Genomic DNA, 24177 nt, shown 5'->3' on the forward strand with positions numbered 1-24177 from the left:
GCCGATGCGCCCCCACTGAGGATATGCCCCCGCCCGATCGCCCGTGGGCGTGGACTACCACCGAGTGGACATCTCCCTTAGTGACGACTCGTCCCCGCCCGAGAATATTCCTTTCTCCGCACCCGCCGCAGCCCACAGGCGGGAGTACGTGCCCGCGGCGGCCAGCAGTTCGTCGTGGGTGCCGATTTCGGTGATGCGGCCGTGCTCCACGACCGCGATCCGATCGGCCTGGGCGGCGGTGGCCAGGCGGTGCGCGACAATGATCGCGGTCCGCCCGCGCGTCACCGATCTGCTCGCGACCAGCACCGATGCCTCGGCCGCCGGGTCGAGCACGGCCGTGGCCTCATCGAGCAGCAGCAGATCCGGGTGCACCAGCTCGGCCCGCGCCAGCGCGATGAGCTGCCGCTGGCCCGCCGACAGTCCCCGTCCCCGTTCGCCGACCGGCTGCCCGAACCCGCGCGGCAGGGCCGCGATGGTGTCGAGCGCTCCCACTTCATCGGCTGCCCGCGCGATCTGTGAGGTGGTGGCGAAAGGTTTGCCAAATGAGATGTTGCTCGCCACGTCGCCGGTGAAGAGGTGAGCTTCCTGCGGCACCACGCCCAATCGGGAGCGGTAGTCGGTGAGCCGGTAGTCCCGGATGTCGACGCCGTCGACGAAGACGCCGCCGGAATCCGGATCCCGGGGCAGGTCGTAGAGCCGGGCCAGCAGTTTGACGATCGTCGACTTGCCCGCACCCGTCGCACCGACGAGCGCGAGGCTGCCACCGGCGGGGATGCGGAAACTCACCCCGTCCAGGGCCGGGGTCGAAGCGGTCGGATACCGGAATCGCACATTCTCGAATACCACCTCGCCGCGCAATTCACCCGCGATCGGGACCGCGTTCTCCGGATCGGGTGCGATGGACGATTCGGTGCGCAGCAGTTCGCCGATGCGCCGCAGGCCCACCCGCGCCTGCTGATAGCCGTCGAAGAGCTGGGACAGCTGGTGGATGGGGCCGAACAGCAGGCCCAGGTACAGCACGAACGCCACCAGCGTGCCCGCCGTGGTGGTGCCCCGGGCCACCTGCCAGGCTCCGGCGAACACCACGGCGGCCAGCGCCAGATCCGTCCACGCGCCGACGAAGGAGAAGAACACCGCGATGGCGCGCTGCGCCCGCATCCGGCTGGCCCGGTAGTTGTCGGAGTACCGGGCGAAGCGGCGCGCGGCCCGCGGCTCGTGCCGGTACGCCTGCACCACCCGCAGCCCCGACACGTTCTCCTGGAAGTCGGCGTTCACGGTGGCGGCGTGCTCGCGCGCCGCACTGTAGGCCGAATTCGACACCCGGCGGAACAGCCAGGTGGCCAGCGCCAGCGGCGGTATGGCGGCGATGATCACCAGTGCCAGCTGCGCGTCGATCAGCAGCAGCGCCGCCGCGATGCCCACCACGGTCAGCAGGCTGACCACGACCTCGGGCACGCCGGTCTGCAGGAAGGTCGACAGCGCGTCGATATCGGTGGTCATCCGGGTCATGATCCGACCGGACAGTTCGCGCTCGTAGTAGTCCAGGCCCAGCCGCTGCAAATGCGCGTAACTGCGCACCCGCAGCCCGTACAGCACCCGCTCCCCGGCCCGCGACCCCCACAGCAGCGCCGCCGAGGCCACCACCCACCCGACGGCGACCAGCACCGCGCCACCCCCGGCGGCCCACCCCAGCGCCCCGCCGTTCCCGGCACTCACACCATGGTCGATGGCGAACCGCACGAGGGACGGGAATCCCACGCTCACCAGTGCGTCCAGCCCGAGCAGCAGCACGGTCGCCGCCACCAGCCACCGCACCGGCCGCAGCGCCCGCCGCAACCGGAACCCGGGATCGGGCTCCCGCAACCCCCGCTCATCAACCCCGGGCGCCTCGGTGGCCGGCGCCAGCTTCCGCAGCGACCGCCGCACCTCCGGCGGCGTATCCGGATCTATGTCCGCGGGCCCGGCGGTGCCGGTCGTTTCCGCGCGTGCGCCCGGTCGATCCGATGCGAGTGCGGGCTGGTCGTGCGGGGAGCCGGTGGGCGTGTGGTGGTCTGTGCCGTTGCCTGTCGATCGGTGGTCCGACCGGGTGTGCTGGCGAGTGGGCGGTGCGGGGAGTACGCCGGAGGTATGGGACGACATCCCCAGCGGACCCCGTTCTACGGGGTGCTCATGCTGCTGTTCGTCATGCTCGCCGGGCTGTGGGTGCGCGACTGGTCGGTCGTGTGGTTGCGGGTGCTCGGGTTCGCGACGCTGTTCGTGGTGGCCGTTGCCGGGTTCCTGATGACGTTCCGCGACTATTCCTGACGGCGCGGTCGTACCGGGCGTGCGCGCGGTGTCGATGGTCGCCGGATCGGGCGGCTGGGTGAGATCGCGCGCGTCGGCGGTTGGCCTGGTGAGGTCGCGCGCGTCGGCGAGAGGCGCGGTGAGGTTGTGCGCGTCGGCAGTTGGCCTGGCGAGGTCGCGCGGGTCGGAAAGAGGTGCGGTGGGGTTGCGCAGGTCGGCGGTCGGCCTGGCGAGGTCGCGTGGGTCGGCGGTCGGCACGGTGAGGTCCGGGCCGGGGAGGCGGATGACGCGGTCGGCGCGGGCCAGGGTGGATTCGCGGTGGGCGAGGATGATGGTGGTGCGGCCCGCGCGGTGTGGGAGGGCGTCGAAGATGGCGGCCTCGGTGACGGCGTCGACGGCGGAGGTGGCGTCGTCGAGGACCAGGATGCGCGGATCGGTGAGCAGGGCGCGGGCCAGGGCGATGCGCTGGCGCTGACCGCCGGAGAGGGTGAGCCCGCGCTCGCCGACCACCGTGTCGTAGCCCTCGGGCAGCGCCTCGATGAATTCGGCGGCCGCGGCGATGTCGGCGGCGGCGCGGATCTCGGCCGCGGTGGCTTCGGGGCGGCCGAGAGCGATATTGGCGGCGATGGTGTCGGAGAACAGAAACGGCTCGTCGAACACCACACCGATGGCCGAACGCAGGTCGGCGGCCCGCAATTCGGCGAGATCGGCCCGGGAGTCACCGCCGCGCAGCATGATTCGACCGGCGTCGGGCGGGTAGAACCGGGGCAGCAGCAGCGCGAGGGTGGACTTTCCCGACCCCGCGGGACCGATGATCGCCACCGTCTCGCCCGGTTCCACCGTCAGCGTGAAATCGCGCAGGATGGGCTGCTCCGGATCGAATCCGAAGCTCAGCCCGTCGATCTCGATGCCCAGCGGCCCGCTGGGCAGGGCGACCGGATGCTCCGGATCGGTCCGGTGCGGTGCGCTGTCGATCACCTGGTGCACACGTTCGGCGGCGGCGCGGGTCAGCTGCGCCATCACCAGCACCGAGGAGATGGTGCGGGCCGCCGCGGTCATGGTCGCCACATAGGCCGTGAACGCCAGGAAGGTGCCGACGCCGATCGATCCACGCAGCGCCAGCAGCCCGCCGACCGCGATCACGCCGACCAGCCCGGCCTGCGGGATGGCCGCCAGCGTCGGCGCGAATCGGGCATCGAGTCGCGCCGCCCGCATGCGTTCGGCGAACAGCCGCCTGCCGTGCCCCTCCAGCACGCCGACCATGCGGGACTCCTGCCCGAAGCCCTTCACCACCCGGACTCCGGTGACGGTCTCCTCCACATGCTGGGCGAGATCGGCCGCCCGCTGCTGCGCCGACCAGGTGGCCGCGTACAGCCGCGGCCGGATCCGATACACCACCACGGCGATGGCGGGCACCACCAGCAGTGCGGTCAGGGCCAGCGGCGGCGACAGCCACAGCATCACCGCGGCCGCCAGCACGAATTGCAGGGCCGCCATGGTCGACCAGGGCGCCATGGCCAGCAGTCCCTGTACGAGTTGCAGATCGGTGATCGAGCGTGAGACCACCTGCCCGGTACGCAGTGCGTCCTGCCCCCGCCCGTCCAGCCGCTGCAGTGCCGCCAGCAGATCCAGCCGCAGTTCGTGCTGCACGTCCAGCGCCAGCCGCCCCGCCAGCCAGCGCCGGGTGAAGGTGGCCGCGAACCGTCCCACCGCCAGCGCGGCCATGAATCCGGCCATCACCGCGATGATCGCGGTGTCGCCCGCCGTCGCCCCGTCCAACGCGCGTTTGGCCAGCAGCGGCCCGGTCACCTCGACCACGGCCCCCGCGAGCAGGGCCGCGGTGATGCCGAGCAGCACCCACGGATGCTCCCGGCAGCGCGCCCACAAGCGCCGAATCCACCCACCGCGCGCGGCGCCCGCCGCCGGTCGGTTCCTCGGCTCATCAGTCTCGATCGCAGTCATCCGTATCGACGGTATCTACCCGCACCGACGTGATTTTGTTCCCGCCGGATCGGGACGCTTGCTTGTGCGCCGTGCTGGTCGGAGCCCCGCCGATTCAGCGCTTCGATCACGCCGTTCTGTTCGACCCCGACCGGAGCGCTCGGCCGCGTTCCGCGGAGCGGTGCTCGGCTTCCGGCGGATGGGCGGCTTCCCGGGCCGGGTGTTCCGCCAAGTCCGCTGGCTGGTTTCGGATGCCGCGGTGGAGCGGGAACTGCGCGCGCCGACCCGCCCGCTGGACCTGGCCGCCGAGATCGCCGTGTACGGGACCGACACTCCGGGTGGCCCGCCACGGATCACACCGGGTGGCAGCGGCTTTCGATCGTCACCGACTAGAGGTCGCGCACCCGTAGGAACCACCAGGCCGCGGTCACCGTGCCGACGGTCCACAGCAGCAGCACCACGATGGCCGCCGGGGTGTGCGCGATGAACGCGGCATCGGCGAACGCGCCCGCGGTGGCGGTGGCGAGGGTGGCCGAGACCGGCAGCACGGTGGCGAAGCCCGGAATGCCCGCCCCCTGCGCGACCAGCCACACCAGCGGTTCCAGCAGCGTCCACCCGACGATGACCGCGACGGCTTGGACGGGTGAGCGCAGCAGGTACCCCAGTGCCGCACCCAGCAGCGCCCAGCACAGCGCGCTCAGCAGCACGCCGCCGAGCAGTCCGAAGAACCAGGCGTGCAGTTGCAGCCGCTCGCTGCCGAACAGCAGGAAGGCCCCGAGGCCGAGCACCTCGGTGAGCAGCACCGTGCCGACCGCGAAGGCCGCTGTCACAGCCAATTTGGAGCCGAACAGCAGATTTCGGTCCGGGGTGAGCAGCGCGCTCACCGGCAGCGTGTGGTACCGGTACTCGGCCCCGGAACCGATCGCGCCGAATATTCCGGCCAGCACGATGGCCGCCGCCAGCGTCGCCCCCACGGCGAGCAGCGCCGACCCGGCCGCCATGGTGTGCGAGATGCCGTCGCTGGCGATGGCGGTCTCCACCGTGAGTCCGGCGACGGTGAACACGATCGCCCCGACCAGCACCAGCGCCCCGGCCATGGTCCGGTTCATGCGCAGCGAGGTGACCTTGCGGACCTCGGAGGTGCCCGCCTGGAGTATTGCGGGCGGCACGGTGCGGATCATCGACTACCTTCCGGTCGGAAACCTGTGCGGCACGGCGGATGTCACCGCGGCATCGCGTACAACGCCGGGGACGGCGGGGCGGGCGTGCCCCGGGTGAGGGTGGCGAGCACCTGATCCGGGTGGACGTGTTCGGCACTGACCTCGGTGAGCTGCACCCGCGCCGCCGCGGCGGCCGTCTCCAACTGGGCGATGGTCACCTCGGCGACGGCGAGCCGACCGTCCGGCCGCATCACCGCGTCCGTGAAGCCGTGGGCGGCGAGCGTGGTGGCCAGCGCGATCTGGCTGGAGGACTTGACCAGCAGCCGATCCGGGTGGCTGCGGCGCAGTCGCGCCGGACTGCCCTGGTAGGTGATGGCCCCACGGTCCAGCACGATCAACTCGTCGGCCATCGGCAGCGCCGCGCTGAGGGTGCGCGCGGTGAACACGACGGTGCCGCCGCGCCTGGCATGCGCTCGCAGGAACTCGGTGAGCCACGCCGTTTCCCCGGGGTCCAGGCCCAGGGTCGGCTCGTCGAGCACCAGCAGCGGCGGATCGCCGAGGAGTGCGGCGGCCAGGGCCAGCCGGGTGCTCATACCCGGTGTAAAGGACTGGATGCGCTGACCGCCCACGGTATCCAGGCGTACCAGGGCGAGCAGTTCCTCCACCCGAGCATCGGAAACCCCTGCGGCACCGGCGAATACCCGCAGCTGATCGCGGGCGGCGCGGGCGGGGTGCAGTCCGCGCGGGGTGAGCGCGGCGCCCACCGCGCGCCCTCCCGGACGCACGCCCGAACCGGGGCCGCCGATGTGCACGGTGCCGGAGGTGGGTGGCAGCAGGCCGAGCAGCATGCGCAGCACGGCGGATTTGCCCGCCCCCGGCGGGCCGACGAGTGCGGCGACGGTTCCGGCCGGCACCACGAAACTCACATCGCGGACCACGGGCGCGGTATCGAAGGTCTTGTGCAGGCCCGCGACGGCGAAGGCGAGCGGCCGCGCCGGGCTCATCGCGCCTGCTTGTCTGCCGCGTCCAGGGCGGGCAGCGGGTCGGCGTCGATGACGTGTGGTTGCGGCCAGGTGCGCGGCGGGGTGCCGAACGCCTGCCGGGAGTTGTCGATGAGCCGGTGGCCCAGCGCCCGATTGCCGAAACCGCCGACGGCGGCGCCGATTCCGGCGGGCAGCACCTTGCCGAACATGAGCGCGCTGCGTTTGGTGATGAACTGCACCAGGAATCGCTTGAGCAGCGAATCGTTCATGCTGCTGATGCCGGGAATCTTGTTGGCCAGCAGGGTGCCCCAGTTCTTGGCGGAGTGACCGACGCTCTTCTGCACGATCTCCATACCGCTCTCGCCCAGCACCACGGCGAGCACCAGCGCGCGGCGGCGCTCCTTGTCCTCGGGTGCGACACCGTGCACGGCGGCGACGGCGAGGGTGAACACCGCGGAGGCCTCCAGGAAGAACGCGGTCTCCGCGGAGATGGCCGCCACCGAGGCGACGGTGCCGACGCCGGGCACAGCGGCGGCCGCGCCGACGGCGGTGCCACTGCCGGTCACCGTGGTCAGGTACAGCTTCTCCAGTCGCGTGATGATCTGCGCCGGGGATCCGTCCGGATGGGCCTTGCGCAGCCGTTCCACGTATTTGGCGACGGCAGGCGCTTGCACCTGTGATCCGTTGTCGAGCAGCGAGACGACCGTCTTCTCCAGTCCGCCCTTGAACATCGACAACACCCCTCTCCTCCGGTCCGCTGACCAGAACTCTATGGCACGAAGACAACGATCCGCGATGTACGGCGGTTCCGGGTCGATCACCGGCTGTACCCGGGCGAGCGCCCGCCGCCGTACCGGCGGACACCTGTGCAATACCCAGAATGCGGCCTCCCGCTCACCCGCGCCGCGTGGCGGACGCGACGCTCCGTACGGGCAAGGCGGTGACGCACCGCGTGCTGCTGGTGGCGGTGGACCGTGACGCTCGCTGTGGTCGGGTGGCGGCCTACGGATGTCGCGGTAGCGATGGTGGGCCCCGGGAGCTTCGCGCGGCGGGGTGGTGGCTGTCGGTGCGCGGGCTTACCGTGATCAGGTGACCGGAGTGTCCGAGGGCGCTCGGGGCCTGCCCGATCCGCGTCTGCGACCGTATGTCCTCTCCTACGAGGGCTACCTGTTGCGCGGCTTCGCGCCGGGGACACATGTGGGCATGCCCGCGACCACGCTGACCATGCTGGTCACCATCGACGAACCGGTGGACGTGCCGGTGTCCTCGCATCCGGCGCAGGCGGGCGGGCGCTGGGACATGTTGGCCAGCGGATTGACGGTGCGCCCGGCCCTGGTCGCGCACGACGGTTTCCAGCACGGCATCCAGTTGGGTTTGACCCCGCGCGGGGCACGCGCGCTGCTGGGTGTTCCCACCGCGGCGCTGGGTTCGTGGGTGGTGGATCTCGGTGACCTGCTGGGCGCGCGGGCGGTGGAGTTGCGGGACCGGATCTCGGCGACGCCCGCCTGGTCGGAGCGGTTCGCCGTGCTGGACGACATCCTGCTGCGCGAGGTGCGGCCGGTGCCCTGGGCCGACGAGCTCACGCGGGCCTGGGATCTGCTCTCCGGGCCCGGCCCCTGGGTGCGGGTCGGCGACGTGGCCGCCGATATCGGTTGGAGCCGCAGGCATCTGGTCAACCGGTTCACCGCCGAATTCGGCATCTCGCCGAAGGACGCCGCCCGCATCGCCCGCTTCGAGCGCTCGCACCGACTGCTGCGGTTGCCGGACGTGCCCGCGCTCGCGGAGGTCGCCGCCCGCACCGGATACTACGACCAGGCGCACATGGCCCGGGAATGGCGCGAATTCGCCGGTCTGCCGCCGTCGGTGTGGCGGGAGCGCGAGGTGTTCCCATTCGTCCAAGACCAACTCCCGTACGCGGCGGGATCCTCGTCCCATGACTGAATCGACCGCCGCTGAATCGACCGCCGTTGTACCGACCGCCGCTGAATCGGCCGCCGCTGTACCGACCGCCGCCGCGTCGACGCCCACCGCGCCCACCGCGCCCACCGGCACGGCGATCTGGCCGTGCCTGACCTACCGTGATGCCCGCGCCGCCATCGACTTCCTGGAGCGGGCCTTCGGATTCGAGACCCGCGCCTGCTACGCCGAGGGACAGGTGGTGCACCACGCCGAGCTGGCGTGGCCCGGCGGTGGCGGGGTCATGCTCGGCTCCTGGCGGGAGGATATGGCCGCCAGGGAGCTGCCGCCCGGCGCGGGCTGCGTCTACATCGCCCTCGACGACGTGGACGCCCTGCACGACCGCGCCCGCGCGGCCGGGGCGAGGGTCACCCGGGAGCTGCGGGAGGAGGAGGGCTACGAGTCCCGCGGCTTCACCGTCCGCGACCCCGAGGGCGTGTACTGGAGTTTCGGCACCTATCGGGGGCACGGAGAGTCCTGACGACGCCGCCGACACCGGAAGCGGAACCGCGACCCACCGGTGCTGGGGCGGTCCGTCTTTCGCGCCCGCGTGGCCGGGGCGAGGGTCACCCGGGAGGTCGGGTGCCACCGCCTCCCTGGGGGCCGGGTGCCGCTGCCCGCCCTGATGATCGGACTGTGCCCCGGCTTGTCCCGCTACGCCGCCCCGTGTTCGGCCGGTACGCGCTCGGACTCCACCGGCGGCGGGGGCGGGGTGCCGTCGCCGAACGGCTTGCCGCCCAGCGCTTCCCGTCCGTGTGGGGTGAGCCAATTGGACAGTTCCGGCCCCTTGGGCACGATCCCCGTCGGGTTGATGTCCCGGTGGACGATGTAGTAGTGCTGTTTGATCTGCGTGAAGTCGACGGTGTCCCCGAAGCCGGGCGTCTGGAACAGGTCGCGGGCGTAGGCCCACAGCACCGGCAGTTCCGTCAGCTTCTCGCGATTGCATTTGAAGTGCCCGTGGTACACGGCGTCGAATCGCACCAGCGTGGTGAACAGCCGCACATCGGCCTCGGTAATGGTGTCGCCCACCAGGTAGCGCTGCCCGGCGAGCCGTTCGGAGAGCCAGTCCAGCGCCGTGAACAGCCGATCGTAGGCGGCGTCGTAGGCGTCCTGGGAGCCCGCGAATCCGCAGCGGTAGACGCCGTTGTTGACCTCGGTGTAGACCCGCCGGTTCACCGAGTCGATCTCGGCGTGCAGCTCCTCCGGATACAGCCGCGGCGCGCCCGCGCGGTGGTATTCGGTCCACTCCGTGGCGAAGTCGAGTGTCATCCGGGCGTAGTCGTTGGTGACGACCTGCCCGGTGCGTTCGTCCACGACGGCGGGGACGGTGATGCCGCGCGGGTAGTCGGGGAAGCGCGCGAAGTACGCGTCGGCCAGGAAGTGGATGCCGAGTACGGGATCCACGCCGCCCGGGTCGAGATCGAAGGTCCAGCTGCGCTTGTCGTGTGTGGGCCCGCAGAGGCCCAGCGACAGCACCGGTTCCAGGCCGAGCAGTCGCCGCACGATGAGCGTGCGATTGGCCCACGGGCAGGCGCGCGCCGCGACCAGTCGGTAGCGGCCGGGCTCCACCGGGTAGCCGTCGCGCCCGTCGGCGGTGATCCGGGTGGTGATGTAGTTGGTGTCCCGCGTGAACTCGCCGGGTTCGACGTAGCTGCCGCGCTGCGAAGTGTCCGAAGCCGAAGTAGTCACCCGGCCAGTCTGTCAGAAGGCGCGCGCTCCCAGTAGGGCGTGACACCGTCAGTGGGCAGGGCTGTCGCCCGGTCGCGCCAGCGCCTAGATTCGCCCTCATGACCGACACCAAGCCGACCCGTCTCGAATACGTCACCACCGAGGGTGGCGCGCGGGCCGCCGTCATCACCATCGCGCATCCGCCGCTGAACCTCTTCGACAAGGCGCTGATGGAGGCCCTGGCGGCCGATATCGCCGAGCTGACGGCCACCCCGCCGCGGGCGCTGCTGCTGCGCGCCGAGGGCAAGCTGGTGTCGGGCGGCGTGGACGTGCACATCTTCGACGGCCTCACCCCCGATCAGGGCGCGGAACTGTGGCGGACCCTGTTCGCGCGCATCATCCACCCGGTGGAGGCGCTGCCCTGCCCGGTCGTGTTCGCCGCGCACGGCCTCACCCTGACCGCCGCCTTCGAGGTCGCGCTGGCCTGCGATGTCATTCTGGCCGCGCCCAGGGCCAAGTTCGGTTTGGTGGAGACCGTGGTCGGGCTGACGCCGTCCATGGGCGGCCCACAGCGGCTGGCCGAGCGTGCCGGATCCGGCCGCGCCCGCGAATTCGTCATGACCGGCGACCTCTACGACGCCGCCACCATGGCCGACTGGGGTGTGGTCAACGCCGTCCACGAGGACGTCGACGCCGCCGCCCGCGCGCTGCTGGCCCGCCTCGCCGACGGTCCCACCAAGGCGCACGCCGCCACCAAGCAGATCATCGAGGCGTGGCGCTCCGGCGGTGTCGCCCACGCCGATTCGGTGACCCCGGCCGTCTCCGGCGCGTTGTTCGACACCGCCGATCTGCAGGGCGCGGTTCGTAGCTTCCTCGAGGTCGGCCCAGGTAAGGCCACCTATTCCGGTCAGTGAGTCGGTTTCAGCCGGGTGACGGCTGAAAGACGTTTGCCGACAATCCACCCTAGAATGTGACGTGCATCATATAGTCACTGGTGCCTGATGGCTCGGAGGCACTCGGAGGGACGGATGTCGCAGTTACTGGTCGAATATCCCCAGGCGTCGTGCGAATCGCGAAAAGCCTGGAGCGACAACCCCCTTGCGCGCGGTGCCGACGGCGTGCTGCGGTACGGCAACCTGAATCCGGCGCTCACCGAGCTGCTGGACATCCAGGTGCACACCTTCGCGGCGCGGGAGGCGGTGGTCGAGATCGGCGGCCCCCGCCTCACCTACCGCGAGCTCTGGTACTCGGCCTCCCGCATCGCGGGCGGGTTGCAGGAGCACGGCATCGGCTACGGCGACCGGGTGGCGGTGCGCATGCCGGTCGGGGCGCGCTGGGTGCAGGCGTTCCTGGGGGCACTGCTCTCCGGTGCGGTGCCGGTACTGGTGCACGAGGGCCTCCCGGATGCGCTGGCGGAGCGGGTGATCCACGACAGCTGCGCGGACTACATCCTGGACGGCGGCGGCAGTGCGGCCGGATTCCGCGAGGCGCTGCCCGACGGCGCGGCGTTCATCGACGACGGCGCCTCGCTGACCGAGTTGGCCCTGCTCTGCTACACCAGCCCCGCCCACGGCGCGGACCCCAAGGGCGTGGAGCTGACCAACGAGAATCTGCTCTCGGCCATCCGCTCCGTGGTGGGCGCGCTGGATCTGCCCACCGACGGGCTGCGAAATCTGCTGCTGCTGCCACTGTCCCACGCCAGCGGCTGCGTGGACCAGCTGCTGCCGACCTTCGCGGTGGGCGGCACCGTGGTGCTGGCCCCCGATCCGGAGGCGGTCGCGGCAGCGCTGGTGTCCGAACGCATCGACATGGTCTCGGCCACACCGCGGGTGTTCGCCGGGCTGGTGCCCGAACTGGCGGGGCTGCGCCTGGACCGGGTCGGGCGGGTGTGCAGCGCCGGTCATCGCGCCGAACTCGCCGCCGCCGAACCCGGGACCGCCGATACGGTCGCCGCCGCCCTGCGCGACATCTTCCCCGAGGCTCGCCAGTGGTCGGTGTGGGGTGCGACGGAGACCAGCGGCATCGGACTGGCCCGCGACGACACCGCCACCCGGGACGCGCTCGGATTCGCCTTCGGCGGAACCGAACTCGCGCTCTGGGGCCCGCGCGCCGACACCGGCCACGGCGAACTTCTCTGCCGTGGCCCCAATGTCACCCGGCGCTACTGGAACGACCCGCAGACCACCGAATCCCGTTTCACCGGAACCTGGTTCCACACCGGGAATCAGGTCAGCATCGACGCCGACGGCCTCGTCCGCCGCGCCGACCGGTAGACGGCGCGTTCCGCTCTCGCGCGGACTCCGGATGTGCGTTCGGGCACCGATACGTGGGCGTTGCCGTAAACAGTTTGTCGGAAACCGTCTGGATCGGCGAGGATCGATCTCCCGCACCAGCTTTCGCCCGTGGTGTAATCGGCAGCACGCGAGATTTTGGTTCTCGCTGTCCAGGTTCGAGTCCTGGCGGGCGAGCTCACTCCAGCAGGCGGGCGCGCAGGGCCTCGCGGCGGTCGGGGGTGATGCCGATCTCGACGAGGTAGCCGTCGACGCCGCCGTACATCTCCACCATGGAGGCGGTGCCTGCGGCGAGGTAGTCGGCGCGTACGCCGAGCAGATCGTCGGAGAGTTCCTCGTCGCTGCCGGCGGCGATGATCGCGCGCAGCGTGGGGACGGCGTCGTTGCTGCGCAGGTAGTCGGCGAAGATGTCGTCCTCGGTGACGTCGACGGCGCGCAGTACGGTGGCGACGGCCCAGCCGGTGCGGTCCTTGCCCGCCGCGCAGTGCACCAGCGCGCTGCCCGCCAGGATCGAGTCGGCCAGGGCGGCGATGGCGGTGTGCGCTTCGGGCAGGGCGGGGAACCGGCGGTAGACCTCGAGCATGTGCGCGGACGCGGTGCTGTGGCGGCGGGCCTCGTGCGGCGGGGCCTCGCCCATGCGCGGATCGAACGGGGTGACGTTGAGCCGCACGCCCTCGGGTAGCGAGTCGTGACCGATGTAGTCGATCTCGGCGTGGCCGCGCAGGTCGTGCACGTCGGTGATGCCGAGTTCGAGCAGGGTGGCGTGGCCGTCGCCGTCGAGGCGGCTGAGTTCGGCCGACCGCATGAGGATCCCCGAGCGGACCTTCGCGCCGCCTCCGGTGCGTGCGCCCGCGACGTCGCGGTAGTTGAAGGTGCCGGGGATGAGGAACTGATCGGAGCCCGCTGAAGTCACCGACCCAGGCTATCGGTACGGCGGTATACCGTGGGTGTCGATGTCGGATCGATGGGACGAATTCCTGCTACGACCAGGGGGCTTTACGGCTTACACCTGTGTCATATGGCACAGTATGTGGCATTGTCCCGAATCGAATCCATAAAATACCGTTCGGTCGCCAAAGTCGGCGTTTACCAGGTCGCCAGCCTAATTCCGAACATTCCCGTTCGATCGCGCCACTGTTCCGATTAGGTAACAAAACCGTCTTCAGGTACGAAAATGGCTATCAAAGCTGGTCGAGCACCCAGAAAAACCTTTACCATCGGTACCCGTTGAGCGGTTGCATCCGGGGTGGAAGCCTTGGGGGGATCAGTGTCGATCTGGCAACCCGCTGAGCGAGCCGCGCAGTGCGAAGTGCGCGAGTTCTTTCGCTGAGGGAGTCGTCGTTGAGCGCTGGAGAAACAATTCACATCGGAGTGCGGCCCGCCATGACCGAGTCGATCGAGAAGGCCGCCGCCTCACTCGATTTCACCGGTACCCGGGCGCTGCGCGTACTGCTGCACGCCGGGATCAGCGCGCTGTGGCCGATCATCAAGGCCACGCCGGACCGGCAGATCGAGGCGTACGAATCCACCCTGGCGGTGTTGCGCCGCCGCTGGGAGAACCAGTCGGTCTGCACCCCGGATCCGGTGGCGTCGGCCATGTACCGGCAGATGGACGCCGATGTCGTGTCCTTCCTGCATCTGTGCGCCGAGCGTTCGGGCACCGAATGGCTGGAGCCGGTCGAGGCCATCGCCGCCTACCTGGTCGCGGTCATGCAGGGCATCGTGCTGCGCTGGCTGGCCGACTGCGATGACGAAACCGCCCTGGTGGTGCTGGACGACCTGGTCTCGAGCCTGTCGACCAAGGCGCTCGATCGCGGTTGAGCCGAAGCGGTGCGCCCGGTGGCAGCGGGCGCGTCGGTCGGGGTAATCCTGGAGTGCGCGGGTTCGGCACGTCCGGAATGCTGGACGGATGACCAGTTTCATGGTTGAGTGGCCTATGTGACCGATTCGTCGCTGATCAGCGGGCTGCACGCGGCCACCGCCGATCTGGATCCGCCGCTGGCCGCCGTCGACCTCGCCGCCCTGCGGGCCAATGCGAACGACCTGGTACGCCGCGCGAACGGCGTACCGATCCGGGTGGCGAGCAAATCGGTGCGGTGCCGGGCCGTGCTGGAGGAAGTGCTCGGCAAGGACCTCACCGCCGACGGCGGCTTCGCCGGCATCATGGGCTACTCCCTGCGCGAGGCCATCTGGCTGGTGCGCGAGGGCGCCCGCGACATCCTGCTCGGCTACCCCACCGCCGACCGCGCCGCCCTGGCCGAACTGGCCGCCGACGACACCCTGCGCGCGGCCATCACCCTCATGGTCGACGATGTCGATCAGCTGGACTTCATTCGTGCCGCCGTCGGCACCGAGCATGTGCACCCGCGCGTCTGCCTCGACGTGGACGCTTCGCTGCGGATCGGCCCGCTGCACCTGGGGGTGCGCCGCTCGCCCGTCCGCACCCCGGAGCAGGCCGCCGCCCTGGCCGCCGCGGCCGTCCGGCGCGGCTTCGAAGTGGTCGGCGTGATGACCTACGAGGCGCAGATCGCGGGCCTGCCCGATACGAATCCCGCTGTGCGCCTGGTGAAGAAGATGTCCGCGGCGGAAATCCTGCGGCGTCGCCGCACGGTGCTGGAGGCGGTGCGCGCCGAGGTCGGTGAACTCGAGATCGTCAACAGCGGCGGCACCGGCTCCATCGAGGTGAGCATCGCCGACCCGGACGTCACCGAGGTGACCGCCGGTTCCGGGCTCTACCTGCCCACCCTCTTCGACGGCTACCGCAATCTGGCCCGGCGCCCGGCCATGCACTTCGCCCTGCCCGTGCTGCGCCGCCCGGCTCCGGGCATCGCCACCGTCTTCTCCGGTGGGTTCATCGCGTCCGGCCCGGCGGGTGCGTCACGGGTGCCGAAGCCGGTGTGGCCCTTGGGATTGAAGCTGATCGGCACCGAGGGCGCGGGTGAGGTGCAGACCCCGCTCACCGGCGCGGGTGGACTGCGCATCGGCGACCGCGTCTGGTTCCGCCACGCCAAGGCCGGTGAACTCTGCGAGCGATTCACCGAAGTTCACCTGGTGGAGAACGGCATTCGCACCACCGTGCCCACCTACCGCGGCGAGGGGAAGTGCTTCGGCTAGACCCGATCCAGCTGCAGGAACGCCGCCAGATCCGACAGCTCCGCCGTGCCGCTGGGCAGATACTCGGTCAGCAGCGGTGAACGCACGATGACCGCCGCCCACATGGCGCGGGAGATAGCGCTGGTCAGCCAGTGTCGGGAGAGCAGCGGCGCGACACCGTGCGGGGCGTCCTTGGGGGCCGAGGTGGTCATGGAGACCAGCACCACCGCGGCCTCGCGACCCTGGAAGTGATCGGGGGTGCCGACGAGTACATCCTCGATTCGGGCGCGGGACAACGAGGTTCGAATCCGGGCCACCTGCGCGTGATACGGCGCGACCACCAGAATGTCGTGCGGATGCAGGCGACGCGTGACGGCCCCGGTATGCCAGGGCAGCCCGAGCAGGGTGCGCACCTGGCGCACGATTTCCCGGGCCTCCTCGGCGGATTCGGCGGCATTGCCGTGATGTTCGACCGTCACGGTGCGGATGCCGGGCGCGACACCGTCGAGTTCCCTTGCCAGCGTGACGGTTTCATTGGCCCGCAGCCGATTGTCGTAGCGCAGCCGCGACACCGGGCCGCACATGCGCGGATGCATGCGCCAGGTGCGGTCCAGGAAGTAGCCGTACTCGGCAGGCAGCGTCCGATGCGGTCCGATCAGCCAGCCCAGCACCGCCTCGTCCACCGGTTCCGGATGCGCGCCGTGCCCGGCGCGTGGTGCGGGATCGCCCACCAGCAGCAGGTTTCGGGCGCTCACCGCCACCGCGACGGTATCGGCCAGGGGGAAGCGACCGGCGTCGGCGATCACCAGCAGATCCAGGCTGTCGCGCGGAATCCGTTCGGTATCGGTGAAATCGTCGGGCAGGCCACCGACCACGCAGCCGTTGACGGCATTGTCGAGGAAGCGTGCATAGCGGTCGGCGTCGATGCCCAACCACTCCGGGGCCACCGTCTGCGCGTCCGCCTTGGCCACCAGTTCCGGCAACACCCCGACCCGGACCACCGCGTCCAGCAGATGTTCCACCGCCACATGGGAGCGCGCCACCACGCCGACCCGCCATCGGTACCGGGTCACCAGGCGTTCCACCGCGCGGGCGGTGGTGTCGGTCTTCCCGGTGCCGGGCGGACCCTGCACCGCCACATAGGAATCCGCGAGATCCAGGACGGCCGCGGTGATGGCGGCCGCATGGTCGCCGAACACCTCCGGCAGCGCCCCACCCGACAGCAGACGCGGCGGGCGGCGGCACAGCAGGTCGAAGGTCGCCGTCGGCGGCACCTCCGGCAGGGTCACCAGCAGATCGTGCGCCACATCCTCGATGGCGTCCTCCAGCCGGTCCGCGCGCGCGGGCGGGCACGGGGCGATGGCGGCGGGCAGTTCGTCGAAGGGTTCGCAGCCCGCGGGCAGCAGTTCCACCACCCGCACCACATCGTCGAAATTGGCGTCCAGCGCACAGCCCAGCACGGTCGCGCGAGCCAGCGGGCGGCGGCCGGGGCGAGCCGGGATATCCGGTGCCGCACGGTCGTACAGGGTGACGACCGGGGTACCGGGCGGGGGAGCGTGACCGGTGCCGAGCCGTCCGGTCAGGGTGAGATAGCGGCGCATGGGATGCTGGCCGGTGCGGTGCCAGTTGGTGTCCACCGTGCCCCAGTCGGCGATGAGCACGCCCGGGGTGTCGGCCCATTCCTCCACCGGATGGTCGAGGCGGTCCGCGTGCGCCCAGCGCAGCGGGCGACGCTCACGACGGTGGTAGCCCAGGGCGGCGGCGGTCAGCGCGGCCGCCAGCCGGGCGTCGTCCCGCTGCCCGTCCACGTCGTACGCCGCCCCGCCACCCGATCGCGCCGCATCGCCGCGGGCCGGGCCGGTCGCGAACTCCCGCAGCGCGGCCTCCACCGCGGCGGGCACCGGCTCGGCCACCATCTCGTCGGGACGCCCCCGAGGATGAACGGCGTACCCCTCGGCCAACTCCAGCAGCCAGTCACGCAGCCGCGCCACGGCAACCCAGTCACCGGCACCATCCGCCGCGGCCGCGCAATCGGAATCGAGGTGCGCGAGCGCGGCGTGCTCCAGCTCGGTCAGCGCCGCCGCGGGCAGCAGGGACTCGGTGAGTCCCGCACCCGCGAAAGCCGCCTCCGCCCATACCGAGTCGGCCGGTTCGGCGACCGAGACGAACTCGTCGACCCGGGACGTATCGACGAGCCCGTCGTGGGTATGTGAGACGTCGGCGGGCACTGCGTCGGCGCGCGCGATGCCGGTCCGTGCGGCTGCGGTCGATGTCGTCGCCGCTCCCGATTCCGATGCGGCGGTACCCGTATCGGTCGGCGCCGTTGCCGTAGCGGCCGTGTCCGCGGTCGTCGGGATTGTCGTGTCGGTCGTCGCCGTGCTCGCCAGCGTCGCAACCACCGGTGTCGCGTCCACCGAGGCCGCTTCGGTCAGGACGCGAGTGTTGCCGACGTCGGCGCGTGCGGTGCGGTCCAGCATGGCCACCGCGGCGTGCGCGCGGTGGTGGCCGTGGGTGATCGGTGGGCCGTGGTCGGGTTCCGGTGGGCCGGGGGTGGTTTCGGGGAGGTCGTCGAAGTCGTTGGGGCCGAAGAGGTTCGGGGGCAGATGGTGCAGGCCGTAGGAGCGTTCGCCGACCAGCAGCGCCGCGCGCACGACGGGGTAGAGGTCGAACAGGAGGGGCAGCAGGGCGGCGACGATGTCCTCGCCGTCCGGGTGCTGGTCGGCCAGTCCGGCCAGCAGCGGTCGCAGGCCGCCGCGGTAGTGGTGGATGCGCAGTCCGGGATGATTCCACTGCCATTCCGCGAGGAAGTCCAGCAGGGCCGCGGCATCGTCGGCCGGATAGGGGCCGCGGGGCTCGTCGGCGCGGTCGTGGATCACGAAGGTGCGGAAGACGTTCTCCGGTTCCCCGGAACCGATGGTCACCAGCAGATCCGTGGCGGTCCCCGTCTCCGGCGCGGTGACCGAGACGAACAGGTCACCGGCGGTAGGTGCGGGCAGCCCACCCAGCGCGTCGGCATCCAGCACGGTGTAGATCGGGTGGCCCGTATGCTCCCGGTGCAACTGGAGTTCGGCCTGGCGGCGCAGCGCCGTGAAGGTGGGCGCGGGCACCCCCGTCACCGCCCCGTCCGACGCGGCCAGCCGATCCACCGTCGTGATGCCCGCATCCCGCAACTGCGCCCGCACCGCCGGTCGCATCCCGGCCACCAGCAGCAGATCCCGCCGCGCCTCCAATTCGGCCGTGCAGGTGGTGCACTGCCCGCAGGCGAGGAATCGCCGATCGCCCCACTGCACCGGCAGCAATTCGTTCAGCTTGGCGTCGAGGATCAATGTCAACCGCGCCCGCCGCGCCCGGTACACGACGGCGATATCGGCCAGTGTGTGCGTGCTCGCCACCCCGCCGAGCCAGAGCCTGGTATGCGGCGCGGGTCGGAAGCCGTTGCGCTGCAAAGCATCCGCACAGGCGGCATGTTCCAGCAGGGTGCCGATTCGCGTCCGGCGGCTGGCGACCCCGGCGGTCAGATAGTCGTGTGCCTCGGGAGCGCCGTCGCGCAGCAGGAAGTCGCACCCGACAGCGAAGTCCCCCTCGAACAGCACCGGGCTCGCGACCACCTCGGCATCCGCCCGCAGCGCCGCCACGGTGGCCTCGTGCGCGGCGGCGAGCGCCGCGACAACCCGTCCCGGATCCGCATGCCCGGCCCCCGTATCCGCCGGATCACGACGCGCCGTCGTCGGCCTACCCTCGAACGTCATCCGGTGGTCGTACTCCGTGCGGATGCGCACCAGGCCGCTGCCGTAGCGGTCGCGCAGGTCCGCGAGGCGGTGGTCGCGCTCGGCGTCCGCCGGGCGCGGCGCGACGCCCGGTGCGCGGTACTCCACCGGTCCCACCAGCCCCAGTTCGGCGTCGAGCGCGCGCAGCAGCGCGAACTCGCAGCGCGCCGCCTCCACCAGGTCACCGGTGCTGCACACGACACGATCACCGAACAGAATCAAGCGCGGCCCTCCTGTGCCTTCCTCGCCGACACCCGCACCCGGTCCACGCACCCTTGCGTGCCGAGTCGCGCAACAGCGTAGTAAGTGGAAGCGGACCGGTGTGTTACGAGGTAGCGGCCACTTCACCCCCCACCCCGTCCCTTTCCATCCCCCCGTCGGCAACCCCTCCCGGGCGACGTTGCGCGACAACACGACTCGTCCCCCCACCCCGCCTCACCCCCGCTCCCGCCCCGCCCACAACCCCGCAACCCCGCCCACCACGTCGGCGTGTCGCACCTCGCGCGTCCCCGCGCCTGCCGCGAGCGGGAATCCGTGGCGGCATCGTGCGAGAAGGCCCCGCCACCAGTTCCCCCTCGATGGTGAATGCCTCTGGGAGGATGGGCGCTGTGCCGTACTTCGTGGGGCCCCGGGGGCGATTGCACTATCGGCACCGGCCGGCCGAACCGTCCGTTGGTGCGCTTGCGCTCCTTCCGGGGAGTGGTCAGCACAGTGGCCACTATCACCGGTTCGCCGCCGGTCTGGTGAGTTCCGGGATATCGCTGTGGTGTCTCGACACCTCCGGCCACGGGCTCAGCGAAGGCGATCCCGAACGCCCCGGCACGCTCCCGGAACTGGCTGCGGACGCACTCGCCTTTCTCACCGAGATCCGAACGACGCTCAACTCGACGCCGCCGGTCCCGCGAACGGCACCGACCGCTCAGCGATCCGCGTCGACGGTTTCGGAATCCGCGCCGGGTGTTCCGTGGTCCGCATCGTCGGGTTCGGAATCCGTGCCGGGTGCTTCTGGACCTCCGTCGTCGGGTTCGGGCGCTGTTCCGGGCTCCCCGCGAACCGAGCTGTCGGGTCCGGGATCCGCGCACGGTGCTCCGAAGTCCGCGCCGCCGGTTCTGCCGTCGACGCCGGGCGCGCCGCGATCCGTGCGGACACCGCCGCGATCCGATGCGGCTATGCCCGGACCGGCCGTCCCGTCCGCCGCCGGGCGTCTACCCCAGCGCTCGGAACCGCTGTTCCTGATGGGGCATTCACTCGGCGCGGCCACCGCGCTCGCGCTCGTCGCTGATACTCCGCTCGCGGGCCTGATTCTGTGCGGCACCCCGGCAGCCGTATTCGACGGCAGACCGCCGCGGTCGGCGCGTGGGGCCGGTGACGCGCCGCATCCCCGTTCCGTGCGCGGTGCCGGTGGCACGCCGTACGCCGGGCACGGTGTGAGACCGGCCGATGCGGGGGTGGCCGGTCGCGGCGCCGCCCCGCTGCTGCCGGAGGGGCTTCCGGTGCTCGTGGTGCATGGTGTCGATGATCGGCGCGCACCGATCGACCGGGTGCGCGGGTGGGCGCGCACGGCTTCCGTCGACTTCCGCGCGTACCCCGATGCCGGGCACGACCTACTGCACGAGCCGGTGCACGCCGAGGTCACCGCGGATATCGCGGAATGGGTGGCCGCGCACTGCGGCACCGGGTGAGCATCGGATGCTCGACCGCGTCGGTGGCACTGTCCGCGTCGGTGCAGGCTGCTCCGGCTGTTGCCCGGGGGACGGCGGAACGATACTGTGTGGCCCGCGCCCGGCTGGTGTGGCTTGCGCCCGGCTGGTGTGGCTTGCGCCCGGCTGGTGTGGCTTGCGCCCGGCTGGTGTGGCTTGCGCCCGGCTGGTGTGGCTTGCGCCCGGCTGGTGTGGCCTGCGCCCGGCTGGTGTGGCCTGCGCCCGGCTGGTGTGGCCTGCGTTCGACTGTGTGGCCCGCGTTCCGACTGTGTGGCCTGCGCCCGGCTGGTGTGGCGTGCGCCCCGCTTGTGCGGCCCGCGCTTCGACTGTGCCGCGCGCCCCGAACACGGCGAGCCGCAGGGATTTTCGATCCGGGCGGTCGGCTTTCTGGCGATGGGGTTACGTTGTACGACGTGCCACTCTTCGAATTCGAGGGAAAGCGGCCGGTGGTCGATCCGACCGCCTTCGTCGCGCCCACCGCGAGCCTCATCGGTGATGTGCGGGTCGAGGCGGGAGCCTCCATCTGGTACGGCGCGGTGCTGCGCGGGGACTGCGGCCCGATCATCGTGCGGGAGCGGGCGAATGTGCAGGACAATGCGGTCGTGCACGCCCCGCCGGAGGTGACCGTGGAGATCGGGGCGGGCGCGACCATCGCGCACAGCGTGGTGTTCCACGGCGCGACGGTGGCATCGGATTCCATTGTCGGCAACGGCACCACCGTGCTGGATATGGCGACGATCGGCGCGGGGTCCATGATCGCCGCCCACTCGCTGGTCACTCCGGGCACCGAGATTCCCGACGGAGTGCTCGCCGCCGGGTCGCCCGCGCAGGTCAAGCGGCCCATCGCGGGTACCGCCGCCGAGGGCTGGGTCAAGCTCAATCCGTCCTACTACGCGGAGCTGGCGCAGCGGCACCGCACCGGCGTCACCGAGATAGCCGCCGACTGAGCGCCGTCACCGTGCGGCCTTCGCCGGGCATCCTGGCCGCCCTCACCTCCCCGGCCGAGACCGCGGCCCGAGCAACTCCACGACCTCCTCGTCGGTGAGCTGATGGAAATCCTCGTAGGCTCCGCCGACCCCGCCGAGGTGGCGCGGCACCAGCGGGCAGACCACGTCGTCGGCGCGGGCGCGGATGCGGTGCAGCGCCTCGGCGGAGGACACCGGCACGGCCACGATCAGGCGGCGTGGACCGTGCAGTCCGGCGATCTCGCAGGCCACGGCCACTGTGGCGCCGGTCGCCATACCGTCGTCGACGATCACGACCACCCGGTCCCGCAACGGCAGGGGCGGAACCGTGCCGCGCAGCAGTTCACGGCGCCGCTCCAGTTCCGCGCGCTCGATCCGCTCGACCTCGGCGATCTGCGCGTCGGTGACACCGGTGTGCCGCACCACGTCGTCATTGAGAACCCGCACCCCGTCCTCGCCGATCGCCCCCATGGCCAGCTCGGGCTGCCATGGCACCCCGAGCTTGCGGACCAGCAGCACATCGAGGTCCCCGCCGATCTCGTCGCGCACGGCGGCGGCCACCGGGACCCCGCCCCGGGGCAGCCCCAGCACCAGCGGATTCATCGCGCGCAGGTGCCGAAGCGATCCACCCAGCGCGCGACCGGCGGCGACTCGATCCGGATAGATCATCGCCCCCAGTCTAGGCGTGCTCCCCGCCACCAGCAGGGTTCCTAGACCATTGGATTCGGCTCGGACCGAGGCAGGTCCGGCTCACCGCGCGCACAGAAATGCGCCGTGCCCTCCGGGCGGTTGTCCGGGTACCGCGTTGTCGGCGGGCGGGGGCTGACTGAATTGGCGTGCGGGATTCAGTCGTGTGGGCGGCTCGATGTACAGGGGTCGGCGGCCGGTGAGTCGTCGGTGTGCGGGGCGGGTCGGGGCGATGTGCTGGGGCGGGACGTTCACCCGGTATTCGTGGGTGGTGGCGAGGGCGGGTTCAGTCGGTACCGATGGTGAACCTGCGCAGCGACAGGCTCGGGTTGGTGGCGCGCACGCTCTCCAGGTATTCCACGTCGATGCGGGCCGTGGCGATGCCCGCGTGCTCGCCGAGTTCGGCGACCACGCCGCCGGTGGGGTCGATGATCATGGAGGAACCCGCGCCCTTGGGCGCGCACTGGTCGGCGGCGGCCACGTACAGGGTGTTCTCGATGGCGCGGGCGCGCAGCAGGGTGGTCCACTGATCGACCTTGCCCGGTCCGGGAATCCACTGCGCGGGCAGCAGCAGCACCTGCGCCCCGGCCGCGGCGATGCGGCGGCAGCCTTCGGGGAAACGCAGGTCGAAGCAGGTTTGCATCCCGAACACCACACCGTCGACGGTGAAGGTCCGCGGCGGGTCGAGCGGTCCGGGCAGCACCACCTCGGACTCGCGGAACCCGAAGGCGTCGTAGAGGTGCACCTTGCGGTAGATCGCGGCGAACTCCGCCTCGGGCGTGGCGGCGACCAGGGTGTTGAAGATGCGGTCGGCGGGCAGGTCACCGCCCGGCGCCTCCGCCACACCCGCCACCAGGTGCACCCCGAATTCCGCTGCGATACCCCGTAATCCGCTCACGAACGGTCCGGTCAGCGGTTCCGCTATCGCCACCACCCGCTCATCCAGCCGCTGCACCGAGTACATGGAGTACTCAGGCGCGACCACGAGCTTGGCCCCCAGCTCCGCCGCCGCCCGCACCTCCTCCCGCAGCGCCGCGAGATTGGCCTCGACATCGGTGCCGGGCCCGAATTGGATCACCGCGATATCCACGGTGGTCCCGGCGGGGGATTCGTCGGCCGGGTGCACGGCGGCGGCCGGTTCGTGGGCGAAGGCGCTCATGCACACAGAAGTACCCGATTCCGGCGTCCAGCGACACCGGGAACATACGCGCGACACCGGCTCGACGCCCCGAAAGGTCGCTGCTGAACCCACCCGCGGCATTGGTGGCGCGTCGGGGCGTCCGCGGCGGCGGTGAAACACCGCGGCGTCTACGGACGGCCAGACGTGATGCTGTGGCGTGCAGGCGCTGCGGGATGCCGTGGTGTAGAGGCTGCGGTGTGGCGTGATGTCTGGGTGTGGACGGGCGGCGAGGGGCTGTACGTGTACGGACGGCGGTGTGTCGGGATGCTGCGGTGTGTACGAAGGTCGTGGTGTGTACGGAGGTGGGCGAGTCCGGTGGCGGCGGTGTCCCAGGTGATGTAGGCGGCGGCCAACATCGCACTCAGCGCCGTGGAGGTGCCCGCCAGGCCGACACCTCGTCACGTGCGGGCTGAGGTGTGGCCCGGATGCCGCGCGGGCCGCAGTGCGTGGAATGTCAGGGCGTGTCCGAGCGTCGTGGCGGGCTGCCGCAAGAGGTGCGGGCG

17 protein-coding genes, 1 tRNA gene and 1 pseudogene are annotated in these 24177 nt (G+C 71.1%); 10 read left to right on the forward strand and 9 right to left on the reverse strand.

Annotated elements, in window-relative coordinates; genetic code table 11:
* Positions 1-54 precede the first annotated feature (54 nt).
* The 4 genes from FOH10_RS35405 to FOH10_RS03330 form a co-directional block, all read right to left on the reverse strand.
* Positions 55-4245, reverse strand: a complete 4191-nt coding sequence (locus FOH10_RS35405; RefSeq protein ID WP_244961569.1) for an ABC transporter ATP-binding protein — start codon at positions 4243-4245, stop codon at positions 55-57.
* Between the two features lie 368 nt (positions 4246-4613).
* Entirely contained in the window at positions 4614-5405 is a 792-nt protein-coding gene (locus tag FOH10_RS03320; protein ID WP_143979578.1) for an ABC transporter permease, read from the reverse strand.
* Positions 5406-5446: 41 nt separating this feature from the next.
* The gene (locus FOH10_RS03325; RefSeq protein WP_143979579.1) at positions 5447-6388 is read right to left on the reverse strand and encodes an ATP-binding cassette domain-containing protein; all 942 of its coding nucleotides are present in this window, start codon (positions 6386-6388) and stop codon (positions 5447-5449) included.
* Positions 6385-7098 carry a hypothetical protein gene (locus tag FOH10_RS03330; RefSeq protein WP_143983833.1) on the reverse strand — a complete coding sequence of 238 codons (714 nt, stop codon included), beginning with the start codon at positions 7096-7098 and terminating at the stop codon, positions 6385-6387. The genes FOH10_RS03325 and FOH10_RS03330 overlap by 4 nt, the downstream gene beginning before the upstream one ends.
* 358 nt (positions 7099-7456) lie before the next feature.
* Here FOH10_RS03330 and FOH10_RS03335 point away from each other — a divergent pair, with 358 nt between their 5' ends.
* On the forward strand, positions 7457-8308 hold the full coding sequence (locus FOH10_RS03335) for a helix-turn-helix domain-containing protein (protein ID WP_143979580.1): 852 nt from the start codon (positions 7457-7459) through the stop codon (positions 8306-8308).
* A gap of 115 nt (positions 8309-8423) precedes the next feature.
* On the forward strand, positions 8424-8804 hold the full coding sequence (locus FOH10_RS03340; RefSeq protein WP_186000880.1) for a VOC family protein: 381 nt from the start codon (positions 8424-8426) through the stop codon (positions 8802-8804).
* Positions 8805-8977: 173 nt separating this feature from the next.
* Here FOH10_RS03340 and FOH10_RS03345 read toward each other — a convergent pair whose 3' ends face one another.
* Positions 8978-10012 carry a glutathione S-transferase family protein gene (locus FOH10_RS03345; RefSeq protein ID WP_143979582.1) on the reverse strand — a complete coding sequence of 345 codons (1035 nt, stop codon included), beginning with the start codon at positions 10010-10012 and terminating at the stop codon, positions 8978-8980.
* 98 nt (positions 10013-10110) lie between these two features.
* Here FOH10_RS03345 and FOH10_RS03350 point away from each other — a divergent pair, with 98 nt between their 5' ends.
* The 3 genes from FOH10_RS03350 to FOH10_RS03360 all read left to right on the forward strand — a co-directional run bounded on the left by FOH10_RS03350 (position 10111) and on the right by FOH10_RS03360 (position 12459).
* A complete protein-coding gene (locus tag FOH10_RS03350; protein ID WP_143979583.1) occupies positions 10111-10905 on the forward strand; it encodes an enoyl-CoA hydratase/isomerase family protein in 795 nt (264 codons plus the stop codon).
* 114 nt (positions 10906-11019) lie between these two features.
* Entirely contained in the window at positions 11020-12264 is a 1245-nt protein-coding gene (locus FOH10_RS03355; protein WP_143979584.1) for a class I adenylate-forming enzyme family protein, read from the forward strand.
* A gap of 123 nt (positions 12265-12387) precedes the next feature.
* Positions 12388-12459: transfer RNA gene (locus tag FOH10_RS03360), tRNA-Gln, on the forward strand.
* Position 12460: 1 nt separating this feature from the next.
* Here FOH10_RS03360 and FOH10_RS03365 read toward each other — a convergent pair.
* Positions 12461-13195 (reverse strand): tyrosine-protein phosphatase, encoded by a 735-nt coding sequence (locus tag FOH10_RS03365; RefSeq protein WP_143979585.1) that lies wholly within the window; start codon positions 13193-13195, stop codon positions 12461-12463.
* Between the two features lie 470 nt (positions 13196-13665).
* Here FOH10_RS03365 and FOH10_RS03370 point away from each other — a divergent pair, with 470 nt between their 5' ends.
* Both FOH10_RS03370 and FOH10_RS03375 read left to right on the forward strand, forming a co-directional pair.
* Positions 13666-14103, forward strand: coding sequence for a TetR family transcriptional regulator (locus FOH10_RS03370; RefSeq protein WP_081592674.1), 438 nt, complete (start codon positions 13666-13668; stop codon positions 14101-14103).
* A 117-nt stretch (positions 14104-14220) separates the two neighbouring features.
* The gene (locus FOH10_RS03375; RefSeq protein WP_425326128.1) at positions 14221-15396 is read left to right on the forward strand and encodes an amino acid deaminase/aldolase; all 1176 of its coding nucleotides are present in this window, start codon (positions 14221-14223) and stop codon (positions 15394-15396) included.
* Here the strand turns inward: FOH10_RS03375 and FOH10_RS03380 are convergent.
* On the reverse strand, positions 15393-19364 hold the full coding sequence (locus tag FOH10_RS03380; RefSeq protein ID WP_244961571.1) for an AAA domain-containing protein: 3972 nt from the start codon (positions 19362-19364) through the stop codon (positions 15393-15395). The genes FOH10_RS03375 and FOH10_RS03380 overlap by 4 nt on opposite strands.
* Before the next feature lie 377 nt (positions 19365-19741).
* Here FOH10_RS03380 and FOH10_RS03385 point away from each other — a divergent pair.
* The 3 genes and pseudogenes from FOH10_RS03385 to FOH10_RS03395 form a co-directional block, all read left to right on the forward strand.
* Positions 19742-19969 (forward strand): annotated as a pseudogene (locus tag FOH10_RS03385) (serine aminopeptidase domain-containing protein); the annotation flags it as partial.
* A gap of 342 nt (positions 19970-20311) precedes the next feature.
* Positions 20312-20824 carry an alpha/beta hydrolase gene (locus FOH10_RS35410; RefSeq protein WP_244962037.1) on the forward strand — a complete coding sequence of 171 codons (513 nt, stop codon included), beginning with the start codon at positions 20312-20314 and terminating at the stop codon, positions 20822-20824.
* Between the two features lie 431 nt (positions 20825-21255).
* Positions 21256-21789: a gamma carbonic anhydrase family protein gene (locus FOH10_RS03395; RefSeq protein WP_143979587.1), complete on the forward strand. Its 534-nt coding sequence runs from the start codon at positions 21256-21258 to the stop codon at positions 21787-21789.
* A gap of 42 nt (positions 21790-21831) precedes the next feature.
* On the opposite strand, the gene FOH10_RS03400 is transcribed toward FOH10_RS03395, so the two are convergent.
* On the reverse strand, positions 21832-22476 hold the full coding sequence (locus FOH10_RS03400) for a phosphoribosyltransferase (protein WP_143979588.1): 645 nt from the start codon (positions 22474-22476) through the stop codon (positions 21832-21834).
* A gap of 304 nt (positions 22477-22780) precedes the next feature.
* Positions 22781-23653, reverse strand: coding sequence for a carbon-nitrogen hydrolase family protein (locus FOH10_RS03405; protein ID WP_143979589.1), 873 nt, complete (start codon positions 23651-23653; stop codon positions 22781-22783).
* Positions 23654-24177 lie beyond the last annotated feature (524 nt).

Origin of the sequence: Nocardia otitidiscaviarum (assembly GCF_007362295.1) — a bacterium.
Lineage (GTDB): Bacteria > Actinomycetota > Actinomycetes > Mycobacteriales > Mycobacteriaceae > Nocardia > Nocardia otitidiscaviarum.